We start from the raw sequence: 21,028 nt of genomic DNA, 5'->3' as shown, positions 1-21,028 counted from the left end.
CCCGGTTGCCGGATGTCGGCCGGCACCGCCCTCCGGCATTCCTTCGGCACTGTCGGGTAAGCCTCCTGACGTGATCGCAGGCAATGCCACGGTGCTGGTCGACATCCGGAAGTACGACGGAAGCCTGAGTGCGCGGTGGACCACTGACCGACTCGGTGAGGACGAGCACGGCGTGTGGTTGGGCACGGCTCGGGGTGTCCCCGTCAGTTCGGACACGGGCGGCTGGACGAGCCGGTTCCGCTACGTGATGCTGGTCCCGCGCGGTGAGTGGTGGACGGCCACGTTCTGCGCGGCGCCGGGCCCGGAGATGTACTGCGACGTGTGCACGGCACCCGAGTGGGACGCGGACGGGACGGTCCTGCGCATGGTGGACCTCGATCTCGACGTCGTCCGGGACCGTGGCGGGGAATCCCGTATCGAGGACGAGGACGAGTTCGCCGAACACCAAGTGAGCCATGGCTTTCCCGAGAGCGTTGCCGGCAAGGCGCGACAGACCTGCCAGTGGTTGATGGAGGCGAGCCGTCGCGGGCGCGACGGCATCGAACCCTTCTCGTCGGTGTACCGCTGCTGGCTCGACCTCGTGCGGTAGTTCCGGGAACGGCTTCGGCACGACGGCACCGGGCCCAGCGCACAGGAGATGTCCACGCGTGCCACCGTTGACCGGTGGCGGCGTCGGCAGACTCCCTCGCGCCGTGGGACGGCCGGGCTGCGGTCAGTCCGACCCGGTGCCCGGTCGCGCCCGGTCCCGCTCGGTCACGAACCGGTGCCGCCGTGCTCGGCGGGCAGGAGCCTCGTGCCCGGGACGAGGGCCGTCGCACGCACTCGGGGGTGTGCCCGTAGCCACTCCACGAGCGGAAGGACATCATTCGCGGGCGCGTAGAGACGGAGCAGAGTTCCGTTGTCCTCACGGCGCGGCCTCCCCGCCACACGGTAGGCACCCATCTGCCGGGCGAGCCGCAGGTGCGGCCCGTTGGTCACCTCGACCCCGACCACGTCGGACCAGGGCACCTCCACCGTTCCGAGCCAGTTCGAACGCACCACGTCCGGCGTCAGCTCGACTGCCGGCTTCCGTGGTCGGGCCACGGCCCGCGCGCCGGCCGCTCCGAGTCCGGCAGCGATCAGCAGGACCAGGCCACCGGCGAGCACGACGACCGGACGGTAGGCCGCCGTCGCACCGGAGCGGCCGGCGAGCTCAATGTAATCCTGGCCCCACCGGGCCACCGCGCCGACGCAGGCGATGACACCGGCAACCGCTGCCAACACCAGGGGCACGGTCAGCAGGGCGGCCCGCTGCCGGCTCTGCCGCAGTTCCGCGGAATCCTGCGGCGCGTAGGCCAAGCCCGACGGCCTCGCCCGCCACCGGTTCGACAGTGGTGGCGGATGCGGGACTTCAGTCATGCCCGGAGTCTACTGTTCCGACCGACCCGTGCCGCAATCATGTTCGACCTGGCGGGGTCGCGAGCCGTCGAAGTCCCAGGGAAGTACCGGGGGCGAACGCCGGGCCGCATCGCAGGAGTGGCGCCTCCCCGTTGCTCTGTGTGCGACCTTGTCGGGGTCGGCCACCGCGGTCGCGGCTCGTGTCAGGATGTGCGGCATGTCTGATCGCGCGCGGAGCTTCGGAGCGATGGCGGAGGCCTACGAGCAGTTCCGGCCGGGGTATCCCGTGGAACTCTTCGATGTGGTGATGGCGTACGCGGGTCGTCCGGTCCGGTCTGCCCTTGAGATCGGCGCCGGAACGGGCAAGGCCACCCGTGTGTTCGCGCAACAGGGCGTCGCGGTCACCGCGACCGAGCCTGACCAGGCCATGCTCGACAAGCTGCGCGAGCACGTTCCGGCGGGCGTCAGGACGGTGCGGGCCGCTTTCGAGGACTTGCGGCCGGGCGAGGAGTACGGGCTTGTCTATGCGGCGGCGGCGCTGCACTGGACGGCTCCGGAGGGCCGATGGGCCCGTATGGCCGCGCTGCTGGAGCCGGGTGGTGTGTTCGCCTCGTTCGGAGGGCCGATCCAACTGGCCGACCCCGCCGTGAAGGAGGCGGTGCGCGCAGCACGAGCACCGTTTTTGGAGAGTGACGAGATCCCGCCCCCGGACGGGACGCCTCCCGAGTGTGAAATGCAGTGGCCGGGTACGGAGCTCCAGCGGTCCGAGTGGTTCACCGATGTCCAACAGCACGTGATCGAACGACGCTTGACGCTGAGCGCTCGTGAATACGTCGGCCAGCTCTCGACCATCTCCGCCTACCTCGTCCTGCCGCCCGTCGAGCGGAAGCAGACGTTCGACCAGATCGTGCGGGTTCTGCCTCGGACCGTCGAGATCGCCGCCGATGTCACTGTTCATCTCGCGCGTAGACGCCACGAGCGGTAGTGCCCCGGCAGCCGGACCGCTGCCTCCGCGAACGGTCGTCCCGCACGGTCGCGCAGCAGTGCGGTTTGCCGGTCGGGACAGGCGGGCGGCCGGCTCCGGTCGTCGGTGGCCCTGCGACGGCAGCGGCACGTCGGCGTGCGGCATGGAGTTCAACTGGACTGCGGCCGGGCGGCGGAGGCCGCCGCGGCGGCGATGGCCAGCGCGTCGCGTGCAGGGTGGTCGAGAAGGTCCTGAAGGTCCGTGCTGGTGGTGCCGAGGAATCCATGGCGGACACTCGTGGCGATGGAGGAGAGCATGGGCGGCTGGAACGGCAGGAGCCCAGGGGTGTCCAGGAGCCTGCGCCGGTACTCCGCCAACCCGATGGTGTGGTGGCTCGTTCCCAGGTGACCGGCAACGGACGCCGCTGTGATCGGTACGCCGACGAGGTCGTAGACACGTCCGGCGTGACGCTCCGGATCGACTGCCACGATCGCCGCCGCATCGGCCAGGTCCGCACGGGCCACGGCTGCCAGTGCGCCCGTGCCGAACGCAGACTCCAGCGTATCGCCGTCCCAGGTCATCAAGGCGCCGAAGAGTTCGGCGTACAGGCCGTTGCGCAGGATCGTCCAGCTCGGCCCGCCGGCTGTGACGAGCTGTTCGGTGGCGCGATGGGCGAGCGCGAAGCCGAGGTGGTCGCCGGCGCCGGTCAGGCTCGTGTAGACGATGTGCTGGACGCCGTCGCGGACGGCGGCTTCGACAACTGCCGCGTGCCGCCGGATCACCCGGTCGTCCTCCGCGTAGCCCGCGGAGACCAGCACGAGGGTGGTGACACCGGCCAGGTCGAGGCCGGACGGGTTGTCGAAGTCCAGCAGCCGCGTCGCGTCGCCGGGCGTTCGGCTGCTGCCGGCCGCGTCCGCCTCGCGGGCGTGCAGAGCGGCGAGAGTGAGTGCGCCGAGGTTTCCGTTCGCGCCGGTCACCAGGATCATGGGTCGCCGTCTCCTTCGTGGTTCTCTTCAGTAACTACGATGGGATCCTGACCCGTCCGCCCATCGGCCACAAGAAGGCAGTTCGATGTCACTCACGCACACGGAGTAACCCCCGAGCCCGCTGAACTCGACCCCTGCGGGCAGAAGGACCACCCCGACTGCGGCATCCGGGATGTACTGGACCGGGTCGGCGACAAGTGGTCGGTCCTCGTGATCGTGGAGCTCGCCGGCGGACCGCGCCGCTTCCGGGAACTGCAACGTGCCATCGAGGGCATCTCTCAGCGCATGCTCACGCTCACCGTGCGCAGGCTGGAGCGTGACGGGCTCGTCCTGCGGACGGTGTACCCCACCGTTCCGTCCCAGGTCGACTACCGCCTCACCGAGACCGGCGCGAGCCTGACCCACCTCGTCAAGGCGCTCGCCGAGTGGTCCTTGGCACATCGAGCAGGTATCGCCGAAGCCCGGCACGACTACGACCGGAAGCATCCCGGCCACGACGTGCGTTGACCGGACAGTCCTGGTCCACGCCCGGACACCCGTGGCCGCCGGTCTTCTGACGGCCCGAGACCGCACGGCCCGTTGGTGCGGGGGCGTCGCACTCAAAGGCTCAGCACTACGGCAGCTCCGATGCCGCCCACGAACAGTGCGAATGCGGCCTCCGGCCAGCCGCCCCGCCCCCAGCGGAATGCTCTGTCGAGGGCGTACCGCCCGGGCCCGATGGCGGCGACGGCCAGGGCCACCACCGCGATGCACACGTTGAACTCGACGCCGCCCTGCGATTCCCACAGGCCGTGTGCCGCGGTTACGGTCGCCATGGCGTTGATCATCACACCGATCAGGGCAGCCGACGCCAGTGGCGTGAAAAGCCCCAGGGCCAGCCCCAGGCCGCCCAGAAACTCCGATCCGCCGCCCATGACGGCATAGAGCACTCCGGGGCGGTATCCCAGAGCGGCGAAGCCCCTGCCCGTTGCGTCGAGGCCGTCGCCACCGAGTATTCCGAAGAGCTTTTGGGATCCGTGCCCGGCCATGAGAAGACCGAAGGTCATCCTGACGAGCAGCAGCCCGCAGTCACCGGCGGATACCGAAGTCTTCTCCGGAACGCGGGCCCCCGACTCGGGCGGCGCACGCAGTTTCTCATCGATGAACTTCATCGGATTCTCCAAAATCGTATGGCCTCTCCATCCTCACCCCTCCTCCCGGGCGGTCTCGACCCCGCAGCGGTGGGGTGCGCGCGGTATCAGCAGGTACGAGGAGGCATGACCGCCACGGATGCGGGCCCCGGGCGTCCCACGCCGGAAGTCGCACCAGACGTCCGGCAACGTGGGGAGACCGGCGGCCGGGGGCGGGCTCGGTCCGGGCAGAGGCCATGGGACATGCGACATGGGGTTGTTCACTGCCCGGTCCCGGCGCGCCCCGCCGCGTCAGGAGGCCGGAGCCTCACCGATGCGATAACCGACGCCGGGGGTCGTCGTGATGACCGGCGGGCCGCCCAGTTTGCGGCGCAGCCGGCCGATGGTGACGGTCACCGTGTTGGTGAACGGATCGGCGTTCTCGTCCCACACCTGTTCCAGTAGGTCCTCGGCGCTCAGAAAGCCGGGGACTGCACGGAGCAGCGCCTCCAGGACGGCGAACTCCTTCACCGACAGCTCAAGCGGGCGGCCGCCTCGCAGGGCAGTCCGGCGTACCGGGTCGAGTTCGAGGTCGGCGGCGCGCAGTGTGCGGGCCCGGGCGGTCGGCCTGCGTCGGGCGAGAGCGCGAATGCGCAGGATCAGCTCCGGGAAGTGGAAGGGCTTGGCGAGGTAGTCGTCGGCGCCGAGGGTGAGGCCGCTGACCCGGTCGCCGGGTGTCCCGGCCGCGGTCAGCATCAGCACCATCGCGCGATGGTCCCGCTCGGTGATCATCTGGCAGAGTGTGTCGCCGTGGATGCCGGGCAGGTCACGGTCCAGGACCACGACGTCGTACGCATTGTGGCCGAGTTTGGCAGCGGCGGTCAGGCCGTCGTGCGCGATGTCGACGGCCATTCCCTGATCCCGCAGTCCCTCGGCGACGACTTCGGCGAGCGACTGCGCGTCCTCCACGACCAGTACCCTCACCGTGTCACCTCTCCGGAGACCGCCGCCGTCGGCAGTGTCACACCGACGTACAAGCCGCCGTCGGGCCGGGCCAGCAGGGCGAGGCGGCCGCCGTGCGCTTCGGTGATCGCCGCCACGACCGACAGCCCCAGGCCGGAACTCCGTTCCGATCCGGTCCGGTCGGCGCCGAGCCTCTCGAACGGCTCTGTCAGCCGGTCCACTCCGGCCTGGTCCAGGACACGTCCGCCGCTCTCGACGACGAGGCGTGCCCCGGTGTCGTCATGGCCGGTGGAGATCCTTATCCAGCCGCTCTCCTGGTTGTGCACGATCGCGTTGTCGACCACGTTCTCCACCATCCGGGACAGCAGCGCGGTGCTGCCCCGCGTCCAGGTGTCCGGTCGTGTCTCGTCGCCGACGGTCAGCCTCTTCGCGGTGATGTCGGTGGCCCGGGCGGTCAGCGCCTCCCGCACGAGCCCGCCCAGCGACACGGAGCTCCGGTCGGCGAGGGCGCCGTGCTGGGCCCGTGCGAGGACGAGGAAGCCGTCCAGCAGGTGGTCCACCCGGTCGAGTTCGGTCCGCAGCCGGCCGGCCAGCGCGACGGTCTGTGCCGCGGGCTCCGGCTTGGCGACGGCAACGTCCAGCGAGGCCCGCATCGTCGCCAGTGGTGTACGCAGTTCGTGCGAGGCGTTGCCGACGAACCGGCGCTGCGCGACGAATGAGGCTTCGAGGCGTTCCAGAAGGCCGTCGACCGTGTCGGCGAGTTCCTTCACCTCGTCGACGGGTCCGGTCACGGCGAGCCGTCGGTGCAGGTTCTCCGCGGAGATGCGCCGTGTCGCCGCGGTGATCAGTCGCAGCGGGCGCAGGACCCGGCCGGCGAGAAAGCGGCCGAGCAGGAGCGAGACGCCGGCCATCACCACCAGTGCGCTCAGCGAGCCGACCAGCAGTTGGTGGCTCTGTTGGGCATGCACATCCGCGAGTTGCCTTCCCAGATCCTGGATCTGCTGTTCGGCGGCGGCGAGGCCGGTCCGGCCGGGCGGGGGCTGTTCGGGGGCGACGCCGGTTCTCCGGCTGCCGGACATCAGGTAGGTCAGGGCGAGCAGCACGATTCCGGACCCGAGGAACCCGGCCGAGTAAAGGATCGTGAATCGCCGGCCGACGGTCGCACTCCACTGCTTTCCCACGTTCCTCTTCCTCCTCGGGTCCGGCGGCCTTCCTTCCCGGATGCGGCAGCCGCACCCAGATTGCCCCACAGCACATAACAGCGGGATGACAGCGGCGGTTCGGTCCATGTCATGGGCGGGTCCGTAGAACCGATGCCATGCACATACCCACGACGAACGAACTCCTTCGACGGATTCGACAGCTCCGGCGGATCCGGCAGATCCGCGAGGTCCGACAGGAGTGGACCGGCTTCCGGCGTCCGGGTCGGCTGGCCGCGACGGCGGCTGCGGCGCTGGTCGTCATCGCCCTCGGTCTGCTCCCCGCGTTCGGCGGTCACACGTCCTGCGACGGTCCCTGCCCGCCCGAACCGACCGGGCCGGACGGCTCCCGCGTCAATGACCAGTTCTACTTCCTGCATCGTGATCTGGGCGAGAACGGCAGTATCACGGTCCGCATGACGTCCATGTCGGGCACGATCACCTATCCGCCGCCGGACCATGACCGGATCGTCCCCGGCCTGGTGCCGTGGGCGAAGGCCGGGATCATCATCAAGGACGGGGTCCGCCAGGGATCCTCCTACGCGGCGTTGATGCTCACCGGCGGCCACGGTGTGCGGATGCAGTACGACTACCGTCATGACATCGCGGGAAGCGGCGGGCGGGTTTCGGCCGGGTCGCCGCGCTGGCTGCGGCTGACGCGGTCGGCCGACACCATCACGGGCTACGAGTCCGCCGACGGACGGCAATGGACGAAGGTCGGCACGGCGCAGCTGTCCGGCCTGCCCGGGACCGTGCAGGCCGGTCTGTTCGCCACGTCTCCCGGAGATCTGACCTTGCGGTCGGCCGGCCTCGGCGGCGCCACCGAGGAGGTGCGTTTCACGCAGGCCGGCGGCACCTTCGACCGGGTCGTCCTCAAGAACGCTCCGTCCGCCGGGGGTTGGCGCTCGGACGCCGTCGGCGAAATGAACCGGACCGACTGGGAGAAGTACCACAGGGCGTCCGGTGCGGTGCAGGAGAACGGCACGATCAGCGTCACCGGCACCGGCGACATCGGGCCGGGAGGTACCGAGGGCGGTGGCCGCCCGGTGGAACGCAGCCTCGGCGGTCTGGTACCCGGGCTGCTCATCGTGCTCGTGGTCGCCGTACGGTTCGCCGCCTCCGAGTACCGCCACGGACCCGGATGCGGCATGCCGGTCACCCGCCGGATGCTCGTGGCGAGGGCGGTCGTCGTCGGAGCCGTCGCCTTCGTGACCGGCCTTCTCTCCGTGGGCGTCGTGATCACGGTCGGCGCGGCGGTCCTGAAGGAGAACGGGACCGCCGTCGCCGGGGTGTCCGTGCTCACCGGCGTGCGGGTCGTCGTCGGGACGTCCGCTGTGCTCGCGCTCTCCGCCGTGCTCGCGACCGCACTCGGCGCCCTGCTCCGGCACCGTGTCCGGCTCGCGCTTCTGGTGGCCGTACTGACGATCGTGGGTCCGTACGCCGCGACCTCCGTCCCACTGCTGCCCGACGGTCTGTCGCGGTGGCTGCTGCGGCTCACCCCCTCCGCCGGCTTCGCGGCCCGGCAGACCCTCGTCGAACACCCGCAGGTCATCGACCATTACGCGCCCTCCACCGGGTACTTCCCGCTTCCGTGGTGGGCCGGGATCTCGGTGCTGTGCGGGTACGTGGTGGTGCTGCTGGGGTTTGCGCTGAGCCGGCTGCCGCGCGGTGGTGGGCCGACCGGGCGATCGGGGCACGGGAGCTGATCGCCGGGAGGGCCGGCGGGCTGTGCCCCGTCCGGAGGATCGTGGGGATCGGCGGTGTCCGACCAGTGGCAGCCGGGCTGCGACCGTGGCCGCCGGAGCGAAAGCCCCTGTGCTCTTGCGGGCCACGGGCGTGAGCGTTCCGCGCGGAAGGCACCGCGCCCGGTGGCCCGCAGGCCCTCCAGGTGCATGGTTGCCGGCCTCTACGCCCTTGGTAGGGTCCACGGATGCGTTTCGACTGGGCCGGTCTTCAAGCGGCGATACGGGACCAGGTCGTCGGCTTCGTCCGGCGCATGTGCGCCGAGCATCCCGACGAGCACATCTACGGTGCGGCCGTCCACGAGTTCTACGCCGAGCACGGCGGCACCATCGCCTGGACGCTCGTCGGCGTGGCGAGCGAGGAGGGACTCGCGGCCGCCGCGCCGGACGCACTCGATGCCCGGGCTCTGCGGTGGAGCCCGGCGGACTGGCCATGGCAACTCGCCCCGGGGGCGGCCGAGAAGGAGTGGGCCTCCCGGCTGGAGGCAGCGGCGACGGCAGGGGACGGCCGGCACTGGGACACGGTCCACCGGCGCTATCTCCGTACCGCTGCCAAGGCCTGCACAGCAGCGAGGAAGCAGCTGGTGGCCGACGGGATCGTCGGCAGGGACTTCGTCGTCGTCGCGACGGACGAGGCGTGGGAGCTCATTCCGTTGAGTCTGACCCGGGCACAGGTACGCAAGCACTTTCCCGAGCTGGACGCCGAGCAGCGCGAGACGGACCGACTGGCCGCGCTGCCCCCGGAGCAGCAGGTGGCCGAGCTCGTCGCGATCGTCGGGTCGCACTCGTCGCCGCTGCCCTCCGAACAGGCCGTGCAGTGGCTTCGGACGCTCGGTGAGCTCACCGTCCCCGCCGCGCTGGCGCGTCTGGACGATTCGCCCGACAAGTGGCTCTGGGCGAAGCTCCTGGCCGAGATCAACATCGCGTCGGCCGGGGTGTCCGACGCGCTGGAACGAACCATGACGAACCAGCACCTCGACGAGCCGGACCGGTCCTGGGCCGCGGCCGCGCTCTCGCGTCTGGGCCGGATGGATCTGGTGGTGAAGCGGCTCGACAGTATTCCGCCGGGGGTGGCGGCTCAGGGCTTCGCCGCACCATATACATCGTTTCGCGACCACGGTGCCCACGGCCCCCTCGACTACGCGCCGCTGGAGAGCGCACTGGCAGAGTGCCCGGACCATCGTCCCGCCGTGTCCGAGCAGCTCGCCCCGGGAAGGGGGCTCTGCTCGATCGGCCCGGACGAGGCCGGGACAGCGCTCGCGGCACTGTCCTCGGCGCTGCCTGTCGTCCGGCGCCACGCACTCCTCGTGCTGTCCGACGCACCGCTCAGCGCGGAGCAGCGCCACCGCTACAACGCGCGGCTGGCGCAGCTGAGCAGGGAAGACCCGGATCCGCTGGTACGCGAGGCCGCCGCCATGCTTCGAGGGTGAACGTACGGGGCTCTCGCCCGTTCCGGTGCGTGGCACGGGCTCCGTTCGGCGGACTCTGCTCGGGGCACTGCTCGGCGGCGCGGGAGTCGGCTCGTTGTATGTGGTCCGGTACGGCCGGCGCCTGCTGCGCAGCTGTCTTTCACAAGGAGTGGTTCTGGGCGGCTCTCGCGCAATGCAGACGGGAGGGACGGTGTGGGTGGTCGGGCAACTCGGCGACACATTCCGGCAGTTGACACCCCTCCTCGTCGGAGCCGGGAGACCGGCCCCGACGGCCGTCCCCAGGGCGGGCACGCAACCGGTCCCCGATCGGCGTCTTCCTGTTCGGGACAGCGCCGCCTCGGCCTGTACAGCCAGGGAGCCGACCAGATCAGCCGCGGACGGCAGGTCGTCGATGAGGCCGCCGACCTCGCCACCGGGAGCGGACCTGTCGGACAAGGCGGGTCGTGCGGATCAGGCAGATCAGGTAGATCAGGCGGATCCGGTCGAACCGGCGAGTTCCACGAGGTGCCGGGCTGTGCCGGCAGGATCGACGATCTGATGGAGGTGCGCGCCGGGCAGGTGCGCCACGGGCCAGCCTCGCTCGTGCGCCTCGGCGGAGCAGTCCTCGTACGGCGGGCCGAACAGCAAGTAGGAGCAGGGGTGGTCGTCCCAGCCGTCGGGGACCGGGATGCGCTGCTCGTAGTAGGACAGCGGCAGGGCCGGCTGTTCCTCGACGACCGTCTTCCGCACCGCCGGATCGGAGAACATGGGTGCGACGTCCGTCTCGTCCCACCAGTCCGTCCAGCGCGGCAGCCGGCCGTTCACCGCCATCGGGCGGAGAAACTCCTGAAATTCGGGAGAGGCGACAGGTGTCGGCCCGGTCCGGGCCGGCAGCACGGCATCGACGAAGATCGAGCCTGCAACCGGATGGTCCAGGCCGGTACGGATCGTCGGGAGGAACAAGCCGGCGTTGCTGTGAGCGACCAGCGTCACCGGGTTGCCGACCGGGACCTGCCGCAGGTCGTCGCGGACGGCATCGGCGACGCGGGGCCAGAAGGGCGGAGCACCGGCGCCGATGTGCAGCAGGGACGGCACCCGTACCGCGTATCCCGCGGCCGTCAGGTGTTCGGCCACGGGCTGCCAGGTCGAGGGGCCTACGGACGGGCTGTGGACGAGAACGAAGATCGGCTGCATGTGACGATCCTGCCGTCCTGTCCACCGGGAACGCGACAGCATCAGCCGACAGCAGAACGGCGGCTTCGCAGCGGGCCGGAAACCATGTCGTGTGACTGCGCGCTGATGCGCGATACGGCTGGAGGCCCCATCGGGCCCGGCGTCCGGGCAGTGACAAAGGCGTTGGTGCGCATTTCGAAGACCGTGACCTCGCCCGGTGCCGCCAGGCCGCTTGCCGTGACGGGACAACTCCTGGAGAGCCGGGCACTGACGAACGGCAGGGCGATCACCTGTCCGGCCCTGCACATCGGCGCTCAGGGGCGTAACCCGGTTGCCACGCATAGGATCGATCACGCCAGTGAGTTCGCTGATGTTGCGTTCAGGCATCGAGGAGTCGTTCATGCACCATCCGGACCCACGGCACGCGGCACGCCTGGCCGCATACCTATCCGTCTCCACCCACTTGTCGCTGTTGAGCGACCGTCGACTCGGCGAGGTCGTGGCCTCGGCCGCCCCTCTCGGGTCCGGCATCGGCGGCAGGTCCGCGGAGCTCGATCTCGACGGAACCCGAGTCTTCGTCAAGCGAGTCCCTCTGACGGACATCGAGTTGCGGCCGGAGAACGTACGGTCGACGGCGAACGTCTTCGGGCTGCCGACGTTCTACCAGTACGGGGTGGGCTCATCCGGGTTCGGCGCATGGCGTGAGCTGGCCGTGCACACGATGACCACCGGCTGGGTTCTCGGCTGTGAGTACGAAGGCTTTCCGCTGACGTACCACTGGCGGGTCCTGCCGGACTCCCCTCCCCCGGCATTCGCCGACGAATTCGGCGGCGTCGAGGGTGCGGTGGCCCACTGGGAGGGCTCGTCGGCCGTGCGTGACCGGCTGGAGGCCATCGGTCGATCCTCGTCCAGTCTTGTGATCTTCCTGGAACACGTGCCACAGACTCTCCGCACGTGGCTCGGCGACCACGGAGCGGCCGCAGCGGACGGTCCGTACGCCCCGAGGTACGTGTGGGCGGAGGAGGCCCTGACACGTGGAGCCGACTTCATGAGCTCCCGGGGGCTCGTCCACTTCGACGCCCACTTCGACAACGTCCTGACCGACGGCCGGTTGATCTACTTCGCGGACTTCGGCCTCGCCCTGAGCTCCGCTTTCGAACTCTCGCAGGCCGAAACCGAGTTCCTCTCCGACCACCTCACGTACGACGGCTGCTACGTCGCGAACCACCTCATCCGTCACCATCTGCCCGACAACCTGCGCGGCGGCACGGAGCACGGGGCGTTCCTGCGCAACTGGATCGCGGGGGAAAGTTCCGCAAAGGTCCCACCCGCCATGGCCACGGTCATCAATCGGCATGCCCGGACAGCCTCTGTTGTGGACGAGTTCCACCGTCGGCTGCTCTCCGAGAGCAAACTGACCCCGTACCCTGTCGCCGACATCGAGCGGGCGCAGCAGCAGGGCGACTGTTCAACCGGCCAATGGGGCGGGAACGCGACAGGGCCCACGCCGTCCCCGTCCCCGTCCGGTCGGATCGGCGAAGGCATCGACCGGTGAACGCCCCGGCCGCGAGCGACGGTGACCCGAGCCGTCATCGACGCCCTCGCGCCGGCCGCGACCGGACCGCTCCCCCGTGACGTGCCGTGCTCGGCATCGTCACGGGTCACGGCATCGGCATGCTCCCCGATCAGCAGGTCAGCTCTGCTGGATTCCGAGCTGGTTCGCGGCAGCTTCCACGGTCTGTGCGAGCAGGACGGCGATGGTCATCGGCCCGACGCCACCGGGCACCGGAGTGATCAGACGGGCGCGGGTGCGAGCCGTGTCGAAATCCACGTCGCCGGTGTTGCCCGGGTTGTAGCCGGCGTCGATCACCACAGCTCCGGGTTTGATGTCCTCACCCCTGATCAACCGTGGCCGCCCCACGGCAGCCACCACAACGTCCGCTTCCCGGACGAGCGACGACAGGTCCGCCGTGCGGGAGTGGCAGTACGTCACTGTTGCGTTCCTGGCGAGCAGGAGCATCCCCACCGGCTTGCCGAGAATCGCGCTCCGCCCCACCACGACAGCGAGCTTGCCGTCGAGTTCGACGTCGTACGCGTCCAGAAGCCGCATGATCCCGCCCGGTGTGCAGGACATGAAGCCGGGCAGGCCGAAGCTCATCGCGGCGAAGGACTGCATCGTGACCCCGTCCACGTCCTTCGCCGGGGCGATGGCCTCGAACGCCGCTCGCTCGTCGATGTGCGGGCCGCAAGGGTGCTGGAGCAGAATGCCGTGTACTTCCGGATCGTCGGACAGACCGGCGAGGACGTCGATCAGTTCTGCCGTTGTGGTCTCGGCAGGCAAGCCGATGTACCGGGACTTGATCCCCGCCTTCGCGCACCGCGCCTGCTTCATACGGACATAGGTGACCGAAGCGGGGTCCTCCCCCACCAGCACCGTCGCCAGACAGGGGCTGGTCCCTGTCCGCCGCGTGATGGCCGCCGCGTTGGCAGCCGTCTCTTCAGTCATGCGTCCGGCAAGGCTGGTGCCGTCCATGAGCTGAGCCGTCCGAGTCCGGGACATCGTCGCCTCCAGGCGTTGCTGACCACTCGCCCAGGCGCACGGCATCGACTCTTCGTCAGACCGCTCCCCGGTGGTACTCCACCCCAGCGCCAGTCACGGTCCGGACACCACTGTAGTAGACGCTGCGCGCCGACACAGGTGAACGGGCTCTCCGGAGCAAGTATCCGGTGGTGCACGCGGCATCGTCCCGTGTAGCTTCTGCGGATGCGTCGTTTCGCGGAGATCGAGGACCTGTCGGAACTTATGCATGATGCGCTGGGGACAGCACACCGCGTCGTCGCGGTGGACCGGTTGCGCGGGGGAACCAGGAAAGGCGTGTACCGGGTTCGGCTCGACGGCCCCCGTGCCGGGAGCGTGATCGTCTACAGCTGGGCCGAGGACGAGAACTTCTGGCCGAGCACACCGACGGGTGATCCGGCCGACCCCTTCGTGCCCGCCTCCGGGATGGTCCCCTTCCTGGCCGCGCAACGGACCTTGCACGGCATTGGAGTTCGGGTTCCGCATGTGCTGCTGGCGGACGACAGCCGACGCCGGTATCCGGCAGACGTCGCCGTGATCGAGGACGTGACCGGCGGCACGCTCGAAGCCCTCTTCAAGAGTGATCCCGAGCGCGCCTCGGGGGCACTCGGCGATCTTGCCGAGATGCTCGGTGTGATGCACCGGAGTCCGGCCCGGAACTACGGCAGCGTGTACTTGCTGGAGCGGGGCGACGGCGTGTCCGAAGTCTCGTGCGAGCGTCGGGTCCTCGATCGCGCCCTGGAGGATCTCAAGGAGGCGGCGGGGCGTGCCGACAGCATCGCGGCGGCCGAAGCCGCATTGCACGACCGCCTGAGGGAGCTGGCCGAACGGGTGAGTCCTCGCACGGAGTACGGGCTGGTCCACGGCGAACTCGGACCCGACCACGTCCTGGTCGATGCCGACGGGCGCCCCGTCCTGATCGACATCGAGGACCTGATGTACTTCGACGTCGAGTGGGAGCATGTCTTCCTCCGGCTCCGCTTCGGCGAGCGGTACGCCGCTCTCGACCGGCCCGGTCTCGATCCCCGACGGCTCGACCTGTACATGCTCGCGATGCGACTCTCGCTGGTGGCCGGTCCTCTGCGCCTGCTCGACGGTGACTTCCCCGACCGTGCGTTCATGCAGGGGGTCGCCGACCACAACATGAAGCAGGCGCTGGCACTTCTGCCGCGGGTGTAGCCCCGTGACCGGGCCGGGCGACGCGGAGCCGTCGCCCGGCCCTCGGCACAACCGGCGCAAGCGGGAGGGCCGGAGGCAAAGAGCGGTCGAACTCCAGGACTCCGCAGGGCGGTTACCGTCCGTTCGGCGCGGCGGGCCCGGGTGTCCGGAGTTCGGCGCGTCGTAGCACGGGAACAGCCAGGCCGAGCGCTGCGGCAAGCAGGCAGACGGCGCCGCATCCGGCGAAGAAGACACCGGCACCCCACAGGGCCACCGTCACACCGGCGACGGGAAAGAGCGCAGGGGCGAGTCCCAAGGTGCACAGGGTTGTGACCGAGGTGACCCGGCCAAGGTATCGGGGGTCGGTCTCCGTCTGGAGGAGAGCGCCCGTCACCACCGTGGTGAAACCGCTCGCCAGTCCGATCAGCGCTCCGAACATCACGGCGACGGGCAACGAGGGCGACTGCCCCAGAGCGACCGCTCCGGCAGCGGTCCCGAGCAGCGCCGCGGACATCACCAGCCCCGCACGCGGAATCCGGGGCGACACGGTGAGCAGCAGCCCCGCGGCCGCTCCTCCGACGCTGAACGCGCTCGCGACCCAGCCCATCCCCGAAGCGCCCCAGCCGCGTTCGTCCGCCAGGAGCACCAGTCCGGTGGCGACCGGGCCGCTGAAGCACATCTCGCTCAGACCGATCACCGCGACCAGGGGTGCGAGCATCCGGTGGCGGCGGACGTAGCGCAATCCGTCACCCAACTCACGCCAGGCGGAGGCCTGCCGGGGCATCACGCCCGGTGTGGTGATCCGTACGGTGAGCAGGACGACGAGCGACATGGCGAAGAGGAACCCCGCGGCCGTGAACGCACCGGCCGCACCGCCGATCGCCAGCACCGATCCCGCCAGGAGCGGGCCGACGGCGTTGCTCAGCCGGATCGACAGCCCGCGCATCCCCTGGACCCTGGCGAGTTGCCCGGGTGATGTGATGCGTGGTGGAAAAGCGCCCACCGCCGGCATGAACACCGCGTCGACCACGCCGAAGACCAGCGCGACCGTGACGAGCAGCCACACGCCCGGCGAGGTCGACATGACGGCCACGGCCACGGCGAGGATCACCGCGCAGCGGACCGCATCACCGACGACGGCGACCCGGCGCGGCCCGAACCGGTCGGCCACCACGCCACCACCGAGCATCAGCACCGCCCGGGGAAGCGCCCCGGCCGCGACCACCATGCCCGCCTGCGACGGCCCGCCGGACCGCGTGGCGGCCCAGGACAGGGCGAGGAAGTACACGACGTCGCCCGTGACCGAAGCCGTGTACGCGGAGAGCCAGCGCAGGACATTGACATCCCGGTGTGCAGGCCGCGCGACGGCGGCCGGGCCGGATGTGCTCACGCGTCGTCGGCCGGTGTCAGAGCCGTGCCAGGCACCGGAAACGCCTGCATTTGCAGCACCACGGGGGCGGATCCTTCGGGCGCCTCGCCCGCTCCGCGACGGTAACGTTCGATCACCTCGAAGAGCTCGGACTTCATCCGGTCCGCATCGACAGGGGTCAGGTGCAGGAGGAAATCGCTGTACGAGGTGACTTCAAGCCACTCCTGAGGAAGCAGGGCCACCTCCTGCGCGGCCCTGCGCAGTCGGTCGGTGGCGGCCACGGCGACCGCCTGAGTGTATGCGCGCCCGGCCTCGCGCTGTTCCGCGGGTGCGGTCGCGGGGTCGTGGATGGACTGGCGGTGGACGGATTTCCACCATCGCTCCCGCCCGGTGCCCCTGCCCGGCTCTTCCACGATCAGCCCGCCCGATGCGAGACGACGCAGGTGGTAGCTCGCCGCGCCGGGGTTGATGCCGAGTTCCTCCGCCATGCGAGTGGCGGTGGAGGGGCCCCGCTCACGCAGCAGGGTGAGCACGTTCAGGCGCAACGGGTGAGCGAGCACGCGCAGGGCGGCGGTGTCGAGTTCGACGTCCTGCTCCAGGGACTCGACGTCCCGCTCCGGGGGCTCGGCGGATACAGCGGAGAAAGCGGCCATGCACCGAAGATAGACCTACAACAGTTCTTTCGAAAGGGATGTTGTGAACAGTCGCGCAAGAAGCCGGGGCCTCGGCGCATCCCCTTCGTCCTTCACACGTCAGCGGCACGGACCTGAGTACGGGCGAGGACGGTGCGGCGCGTGAGGTCGACGTCGAGGATCTCGACGGTGAGAATGTCGCCCACTCGCACGGCGTCCTCGGATCTCTCGACAGCTGTGCCGGCCGGCCCTTCGACGTGCACCAGCGCCGCGATGCCGTCCTCCCGGTCTTCGATGCGCACGAAGAACCCGAACGGCACGACCTTTGTGACCGGACCGGTGACAACTTGCCCGATCCGCTGCGCGAGCAGCGGCCACGGGTCCTCCTGCACCGCCTTCAGCGACAGCGGAACCCGCTCCCGGGACATGTCGACGTCGAGCACTTCTGCCGTGATCTCCTGGCCGACACCGACGACGTCGGTCGGATGGTCGAAAGGACGCCAGGACAGCTCCGGAACGTTGATCATCGCGGTGAAGCCGCCGATGTCGACGAATGTGACACCGAAGTCCGCGATCAACTTCACGGTGCCTGTCACGAGTTGACCGCGCCGCAGGGTCTTCAGGAAGGCCCGGTCCCGGTCGCTGGGCGTCGGCTCGGTCCGCCAACGGGCGCGGAGTACGCCGTCGCTGTCCGGCAGTACTGCCGTGAGGAGCGGGTGTCGCTCGTCACCGGTGACGGGCAGGACGGCGATCCACCACACCGCGCAGGAGTACAGGAAGTACACCGACGACTTCTTCCAGGGGCGTCGGCGAGTCCGAGTCCCGTCCGGAACGTCTCAGTGGGCGTCAGCGGTCTCGTCGAAGAAGCGGACGATGCGCGGAAGAGCCTGCTTCACCGAGCTGTTGTGGTCGTAGTCACCGACGTCCGTGAGCCGGAAGTCGGCACCGTTGTCCGTCAACTGCCGTGCACAGTATGCGGAGTGGGAGGCATCGACGTCCTTGTCGCCACGGCCGTGGAAGATGCTCACGGGCACGTTCGGCTTCCAGTCACACGTGGTGTCCAGCGCGTGGAGTCGCTGCTTGAGGACACCACCGGGGGTACGGATCCTGTCCAGGAAATCCTCGGTGAACAGATCCTTGGATGCGGGCGGCAACGCACCGGCGATCTGCTCGGTCGTGTGATCGCCGTCGAAGAGCTCCTCCACAATCTGGTCGTACGGTGCACGGAAGGCTTCGCTCGGCGAGCTGTAGAGTCCGTAGGTCTTGTTCCAGGCCGTCGCGAAGTAGGCGAGGTAGAGGCCGGACTTGTCGATCTTGTCGTCCGCCGCGGCCGCCTCGAAGACGGACAGGTGGAACGGCCCGGCGACCGGGGCGAGCGCTCCGAGCCGGAAGTACTGGTCGGCACCCTCCTCCTGGAGGGCCCGGCCGACCAGCATGGTCGCGGGCCCGCCTTGCGAGAACCCACTGACCTGGACCCTGCGGTCGAGCTCCCGGCCGCTTCGATGAGCGAAGGCCCGCGCCGCCCGCAACCCGTCGACGGTGGCGGCAACAGTGGCCCGTGGATCGCCGTACGGGTGGAAGCCCTCGCCCACACCGAGGCCCACGTAGTCGGGCGCCGACACCGCGCGGCCGGTCGAGGCGAGCAGGAACGCGGCGAGCCGGTCGCTGGAGGCAGGGTTCTGTGACGCGGTGTCCTTGCGGTAGGCGATGGTGCCGTGCAGCCAGGCGGCGGTAGGCAGATGACGCCCGAAGGTCCTGGGCAGCACGAGGAGCTGGCTCGCCGTGGTGGGCTCGCCCGCGCTGTTCGTGGTGCGGTAGACGACCTGGTATGCCGTCACACCGTGGCGTACCTGGGAGGAGTCGACCTTTCCCTGCAGCTCCGCGGCTACCTGTTGAGCCGTCAGATCGGCCACCTGCCGGGAGGAGACGATGGAGCCGGCCCGCGCCGGTCGCATTGGGGTGTCGCCGATCGAGGCCTGCTGGGCCGGAGCCGGCCGGCCCTCGGCGTACACGGACGAGTTCGCCGCCGATGCCGGCACGGCCAGGGCCACACCGGCGCCGAGGACCGCCATGGCGATCAGCAGGCGGGCCGGGGTGCGCTTGTGCTGTGAAGTCATGTGTGGATCCTGCCTGTTGGCGTCTCCACAAGGACATGACGCCTGCCACCCGCTCCGCGTAGGGCAGACACCACCGGGTTTCCCTAGGGGTTCGCGCGCTCCACGCAGCCAGGGGCATTCATGCGCTCGGCAGAACGCCCTCGTCGGGCAGGCCGAGGAGGTACCAGTCGGTTCGGTTGCCGTCGTCTTCCAGGAGCTGTTTGTCATGGATGAAGCCCGACCGTCGCGCGACTGCTGCCGACGCGCGGTTCTCCGGGTCCACCCGGATCACCGCCTGAGTCACCCCTTCGGCTGCGGCGTACCGGCAGATCAGGCGGACGGCACGGGTCACCAGTCCCTGCCCCCGCCAGTCCGGGTAGAGCGCATAGGAGATGTTGCCCTGCCCGGGCTCCAAGCCCACCACATCGAATCGCAGGTCGATGTAGCCCACCAGGGTTCGCCGGGCGGCCGTACGGATCCCGAACGCACGCAGCGGTCCGCACGTGGCCCATTGCTCGATGCAGTGGCGGAAGTACGCCTCGGTGCCGGCCCGGGTTGCCGGTTCCCCACTGAGCCACCGGACCAGGAGCTCGTCGTCGCCGGCCAGATGTGCGTCGACATCGTCCAGACGCGGAGGAGACAGAACCACGACCCCATCTGAAAGGTTCACATCATGCATACAGCCACCCTCGGCCCCCTGGCTCCCGACCTGCAAGCAAGTAATTACGGAGCAGTGCGTCCCTGGCGCGGGTGGCAGCCGGTCAGTCGAAGCCGGGCGCCAGTGGTCGACCGTCGGGGGCCGTCGCCTCGGCCTGCGACCGGCAGAGGTAGAACAGCTCGGGGTCGCCCTCATCGAGGCCGTGGAGAAGGCCGACAGGGCTCCACCCGGCTCGTTGGAGCAGTCGCTGCATCGGCTGGTTGGAGACGTTGGTCGAGGTGAACAGCTTCGGGGTCGTGCACGAGGCCGCCACGGCGTCCAGCAGCCGGCGGCCAACGCCTCTGCCACGGGCGGCGGGCGCCACCATCAGCATCGTGACGAACCCCTGCTCGAAGAACGTGTACTCAACCACGCAGTAGCCGAGCGGGCCGGACGCGTCCTCCGCCACGACCGCCAGGCCCCGTCGGCACCACCTTCGGATGCTCGCCCGTCGCCCGTCGTCACCTTCGACCGCGATCGCGTCGATCCCAGCCAGCGCGTCCGCGTCCGACTCACTCGCGCGGCGCACGAAGAAATCGCCCATGTCCACTGTATCCATGCGGTCATGCTGCCAGCTCACGTCGGAAGTCCGCCCCGCACCCCTCCGGCGCAGCCGCCACCGCCCCGGCCGTAGATCCATTGTCCCCCCGCGAGAAGGCACCTGTCACCGTTCTCCAGAATGATCTTTACGCCCGAGATGCACCTTTAGGGTTACGGTCGGAGAACACAACACACCTATCCATCCAGGGAGTTGAAAGTGACGCACGACGTTGCCGCGCTGGCGGTGGAGCTCACGGACATGGCTGCGGCCGATCACCGTTCCTCGCTCGGTGCGAACAGTGACGATCCGGCCGAGCAGCTGGCATGGCGCCGCCTGACCGCACGGCACGGTGACCGGCTCCGCGAGATCATGGACGAGTACGGCTGGCCGACGACCGCTCTGGTCGGTGAGGAGGCCGCACGCGCGGCGTGGTTGATCGCTCAGCACGCCGACCGGCAGCTCGACGTCCAGCGCCGTGCCCTCCATCTGATGCAACAGGCGGTGTCGGCAGGCGCGGCCGGCCGGCGTGAACTGGCTTTTCTGCGCGACCGCACACTGGTCAATGAGGGGCGCAAACAGGTCTACGGCACTCAGATCGCCGGTGTGAAGGACGGGGCGCCGGTTCCGTGGCCCTGCGAGGAGCCCGAGCGCATGGACGACCGACGTGAGCAGGTCGGCATCGAGCCCTTCGACGAATACGTCGCCAAGTTCGCGCCCTGACACCCCGCACCCCGTTCCGGTCCCTTTGCCGTTCATTCAAGGGCCCTGTACTCGGCCGACGGCTGGGCCAGTTCGGGGTGCGCCACGGTGTACCGGTCTCCGTGGATCGCGAGCATCGCCCAGTGCCACGCCTCGTCGTGGAAGACGAGTCCGCGGAACGGCGCGTCACTCGGCTCGTACGGGTAGCGCTCCAAGGCCGCCGCCCGGGCTTCCTCCGGTGCCAGCTCGCCGTGCCGCTGCATCAGCCACGCGTAATGACGCCGCTCGGCCCGAAGACACTCGACGTACTCCGTCTCACTCCAGGTCATGCGGCCG

The 21,028-nt window shown here is 69.6% G+C and carries 22 protein-coding genes and 1 riboswitch; of the genes, 8 read left to right on the top strand and 14 right to left on the bottom strand.

The genetic code is table 11. The features are described 5' to 3' along the window. Positions 1-70: 70 nt before the first annotated feature. Complete coding sequence (locus AADR41_RS00920; RefSeq protein ID WP_342279421.1) at positions 71-589, top strand: DUF402 domain-containing protein; 519 nt, start codon at positions 71-73, stop codon at positions 587-589. A gap of 164 nt (positions 590-753) precedes the next feature. Here AADR41_RS00920 and AADR41_RS00915 read toward each other — a convergent pair whose 3' ends face one another. After that, positions 754-1,398 (bottom strand): hypothetical protein, encoded by a 645-nt coding sequence (locus AADR41_RS00915; RefSeq protein ID WP_342279420.1) that lies wholly within the window; start codon positions 1,396-1,398, stop codon positions 754-756. A gap of 196 nt (positions 1,399-1,594) precedes the next feature. On the opposite strand from AADR41_RS00915, the gene AADR41_RS00910 reads away from it, so the two are divergent. Then, positions 1,595-2,362: a class I SAM-dependent methyltransferase gene (locus AADR41_RS00910; protein WP_342279419.1), complete on the top strand. Its 768-nt coding sequence runs from the start codon at positions 1,595-1,597 to the stop codon at positions 2,360-2,362. Between the two features lie 149 nt (positions 2,363-2,511). Here the strand turns inward: AADR41_RS00910 and AADR41_RS00905 are convergent, their stop codons facing one another. Continuing rightward, positions 2,512-3,327 carry an NmrA family transcriptional regulator gene (locus AADR41_RS00905; protein WP_342279418.1) on the bottom strand — a complete coding sequence of 272 codons (816 nt, stop codon included), beginning with the start codon at positions 3,325-3,327 and terminating at the stop codon, positions 2,512-2,514. 165 nt (positions 3,328-3,492) lie between these two features. On the opposite strand from AADR41_RS00905, the gene AADR41_RS00900 reads away from it, so the two are divergent. Continuing rightward, positions 3,493-3,834, top strand: coding sequence for a winged helix-turn-helix transcriptional regulator (locus AADR41_RS00900; protein ID WP_342279532.1), 342 nt, complete (start codon positions 3,493-3,495; stop codon positions 3,832-3,834). A 92-nt stretch (positions 3,835-3,926) separates the two neighbouring features. On the opposite strand, the gene AADR41_RS00895 is transcribed toward AADR41_RS00900, so the two are convergent. The 3 genes from AADR41_RS00895 to AADR41_RS00885 all read right to left on the bottom strand — a co-directional run bounded on the left by AADR41_RS00895 (position 3,927) and on the right by AADR41_RS00885 (position 6,580). After that, positions 3,927-4,478 carry a DoxX family protein gene (locus AADR41_RS00895; protein ID WP_342279417.1) on the bottom strand — a complete coding sequence of 184 codons (552 nt, stop codon included), beginning with the start codon at positions 4,476-4,478 and terminating at the stop codon, positions 3,927-3,929. A gap of 270 nt (positions 4,479-4,748) precedes the next feature. Continuing rightward, positions 4,749-5,420, bottom strand: a complete 672-nt coding sequence (locus AADR41_RS00890) for a response regulator transcription factor (protein ID WP_342279416.1) — start codon at positions 5,418-5,420, stop codon at positions 4,749-4,751. Further along, positions 5,417-6,580 carry a sensor histidine kinase gene (locus AADR41_RS00885; protein ID WP_342279415.1) on the bottom strand — a complete coding sequence of 388 codons (1,164 nt, stop codon included), beginning with the start codon at positions 6,578-6,580 and terminating at the stop codon, positions 5,417-5,419. Before AADR41_RS00885 ends, AADR41_RS00890 begins: the two co-directional genes overlap by 4 nt. 137 nt (positions 6,581-6,717) lie before the next feature. Between AADR41_RS00885 and AADR41_RS00880 the strand changes: the two genes are divergently transcribed. Continuing rightward, positions 6,718-8,304 carry a hypothetical protein gene (locus AADR41_RS00880; RefSeq protein ID WP_342279414.1) on the top strand — a complete coding sequence of 529 codons (1,587 nt, stop codon included), beginning with the start codon at positions 6,718-6,720 and terminating at the stop codon, positions 8,302-8,304. Positions 8,305-8,528: 224 nt separating this feature from the next. Further along, complete coding sequence (locus AADR41_RS00875; RefSeq protein WP_342279413.1) at positions 8,529-9,770, top strand: DUF4303 domain-containing protein; 1,242 nt, start codon at positions 8,529-8,531, stop codon at positions 9,768-9,770. A 468-nt stretch (positions 9,771-10,238) separates the two neighbouring features. Here the strand turns inward: AADR41_RS00875 and AADR41_RS00870 are convergent, their stop codons facing one another. After that, positions 10,239-10,943 (bottom strand): alpha/beta hydrolase, encoded by a 705-nt coding sequence (locus AADR41_RS00870; RefSeq protein ID WP_342279412.1) that lies wholly within the window; start codon positions 10,941-10,943, stop codon positions 10,239-10,241. 379 nt (positions 10,944-11,322) lie between these two features. Between AADR41_RS00870 and AADR41_RS00865 the strand changes: the two genes are divergently transcribed. Then, a complete protein-coding gene (locus AADR41_RS00865; protein WP_342279531.1) occupies positions 11,323-12,477 on the top strand; it encodes a protein kinase family protein in 1,155 nt (384 codons plus the stop codon). A 138-nt stretch (positions 12,478-12,615) separates the two neighbouring features. Here the strand turns inward: AADR41_RS00865 and AADR41_RS00860 are convergent, their stop codons facing one another. Beyond that, on the bottom strand, positions 12,616-13,482 hold the full coding sequence (locus AADR41_RS00860; protein WP_342279411.1) for a bifunctional 5,10-methylenetetrahydrofolate dehydrogenase/5,10-methenyltetrahydrofolate cyclohydrolase: 867 nt from the start codon (positions 13,480-13,482) through the stop codon (positions 12,616-12,618). Positions 13,483-13,503: 21 nt separating this feature from the next. Then, positions 13,504-13,589: riboswitch (ZMP/ZTP riboswitch) on the bottom strand. 97 nt (positions 13,590-13,686) lie between these two features. Here AADR41_RS00860 and AADR41_RS00855 point away from each other — a divergent pair. Beyond that, positions 13,687-14,679 (top strand): phosphotransferase family protein, encoded by a 993-nt coding sequence (locus AADR41_RS00855; RefSeq protein WP_342279410.1) that lies wholly within the window; start codon positions 13,687-13,689, stop codon positions 14,677-14,679. Between the two features lie 112 nt (positions 14,680-14,791). Here the strand turns inward: AADR41_RS00855 and AADR41_RS00850 are convergent, their stop codons facing one another. From AADR41_RS00850 to AADR41_RS00825, 6 genes are all read right to left on the bottom strand, one after another. After that, positions 14,792-16,048, bottom strand: a complete 1,257-nt coding sequence (locus AADR41_RS00850; RefSeq protein WP_342279409.1) for an MFS transporter — start codon at positions 16,046-16,048, stop codon at positions 14,792-14,794. Then, a complete protein-coding gene (locus AADR41_RS00845) occupies positions 16,045-16,680 on the bottom strand; it encodes an ArsR/SmtB family transcription factor (protein ID WP_342279408.1) in 636 nt (211 codons plus the stop codon). The genes AADR41_RS00850 and AADR41_RS00845 overlap by 4 nt, the downstream gene beginning before the upstream one ends. A 92-nt stretch (positions 16,681-16,772) precedes the next feature. After that, positions 16,773-17,444 carry a S1 RNA-binding domain-containing protein gene (locus AADR41_RS00840; protein WP_342279407.1) on the bottom strand — a complete coding sequence of 224 codons (672 nt, stop codon included), beginning with the start codon at positions 17,442-17,444 and terminating at the stop codon, positions 16,773-16,775. A gap of 51 nt (positions 17,445-17,495) precedes the next feature. Then, the gene (locus AADR41_RS00835) at positions 17,496-18,776 is read right to left on the bottom strand and encodes a lipase family protein (RefSeq protein WP_342279406.1); all 1,281 of its coding nucleotides are present in this window, start codon (positions 18,774-18,776) and stop codon (positions 17,496-17,498) included. A gap of 118 nt (positions 18,777-18,894) precedes the next feature. Continuing rightward, a complete protein-coding gene (locus AADR41_RS00830; protein WP_342279405.1) occupies positions 18,895-19,404 on the bottom strand; it encodes a GNAT family N-acetyltransferase in 510 nt (169 codons plus the stop codon). Between the two features lie 112 nt (positions 19,405-19,516). Next, positions 19,517-20,011 (bottom strand): GNAT family N-acetyltransferase, encoded by a 495-nt coding sequence (locus AADR41_RS00825; RefSeq protein WP_342279404.1) that lies wholly within the window; start codon positions 20,009-20,011, stop codon positions 19,517-19,519. 198 nt (positions 20,012-20,209) lie between these two features. Here AADR41_RS00825 and AADR41_RS00820 point away from each other — a divergent pair, with 198 nt between their 5' ends. Continuing rightward, positions 20,210-20,713 carry a DUF6624 domain-containing protein gene (locus tag AADR41_RS00820; protein ID WP_342279403.1) on the top strand — a complete coding sequence of 168 codons (504 nt, stop codon included), beginning with the start codon at positions 20,210-20,212 and terminating at the stop codon, positions 20,711-20,713. Between the two features lie 32 nt (positions 20,714-20,745). Here the strand turns inward: AADR41_RS00820 and AADR41_RS00815 are convergent, their stop codons facing one another. Next, a complete protein-coding gene (locus AADR41_RS00815; protein WP_342279402.1) occupies positions 20,746-21,021 on the bottom strand; it encodes a hypothetical protein in 276 nt (91 codons plus the stop codon). Between the last annotated feature and the right edge of the window lie 7 nt (positions 21,022-21,028).

This window comes from Streptomyces sp. CLV115 (assembly GCF_038448545.1).
Lineage (GTDB): Bacteria > Actinomycetota > Actinomycetes > Streptomycetales > Streptomycetaceae > Streptomyces > Streptomyces sanglieri.
The sequence above is the reverse complement of the archived record's forward strand: the minus strand, read 5'-3'. Positions and strand labels throughout refer to the sequence as shown.

What these genes read in the sequence shown, in the direction of transcription:
- AADR41_RS00915 (WP_342279420.1), bottom strand. Translation starts at nt 1,398, where the DNA reads ATGACTGAAGTCCCGCATCCGCCACCACTGTCGAACCGGTGGCGGGCG.
- AADR41_RS00910 (WP_342279419.1), top strand. Translation starts at nt 1,595, where the DNA reads ATGTCTGATCGCGCGCGGAGCTTCGGAGCGATGGCGGAGGCCTACGAG.
- AADR41_RS00905 (WP_342279418.1), bottom strand. Translation starts at nt 3,327, where the DNA reads ATGATCCTGGTGACCGGCGCGAACGGAAACCTCGGCGCACTCACTCTC.
- AADR41_RS00895 (WP_342279417.1), bottom strand. Translation starts at nt 4,478, where the DNA reads ATGAAGTTCATCGATGAGAAACTGCGTGCGCCGCCCGAGTCGGGGGCC.
- AADR41_RS00880 (WP_342279414.1), top strand. Translation starts at nt 6,718, where the DNA reads ATGCACATACCCACGACGAACGAACTCCTTCGACGGATTCGACAGCTC.
- AADR41_RS00875 (WP_342279413.1), top strand. Translation starts at nt 8,529, where the DNA reads ATGCGTTTCGACTGGGCCGGTCTTCAAGCGGCGATACGGGACCAGGTC.
- AADR41_RS00870 (WP_342279412.1), bottom strand. Translation starts at nt 10,943, where the DNA reads ATGCAGCCGATCTTCGTTCTCGTCCACAGCCCGTCCGTAGGCCCCTCG.
- AADR41_RS00865 (WP_342279531.1), top strand. Translation starts at nt 11,323, where the DNA reads ATGCACCATCCGGACCCACGGCACGCGGCACGCCTGGCCGCATACCTA.
- AADR41_RS00860 (WP_342279411.1), bottom strand. Translation starts at nt 13,482, where the DNA reads ATGTCCCGGACTCGGACGGCTCAGCTCATGGACGGCACCAGCCTTGCC.
- AADR41_RS00855 (WP_342279410.1), top strand. Translation starts at nt 13,687, where the DNA reads ATGCGTCGTTTCGCGGAGATCGAGGACCTGTCGGAACTTATGCATGAT.
- AADR41_RS00845 (WP_342279408.1), bottom strand. Translation starts at nt 16,680, where the DNA reads ATGGCCGCTTTCTCCGCTGTATCCGCCGAGCCCCCGGAGCGGGACGTC.
- AADR41_RS00835 (WP_342279406.1), bottom strand. Translation starts at nt 18,776, where the DNA reads ATGACTTCACAGCACAAGCGCACCCCGGCCCGCCTGCTGATCGCCATG.
- AADR41_RS00825 (WP_342279404.1), bottom strand. Translation starts at nt 20,011, where the DNA reads ATGGATACAGTGGACATGGGCGATTTCTTCGTGCGCCGCGCGAGTGAG.
- AADR41_RS00815 (WP_342279402.1), bottom strand. Translation starts at nt 21,021, where the DNA reads ATGACCTGGAGTGAGACGGAGTACGTCGAGTGTCTTCGGGCCGAGCGG.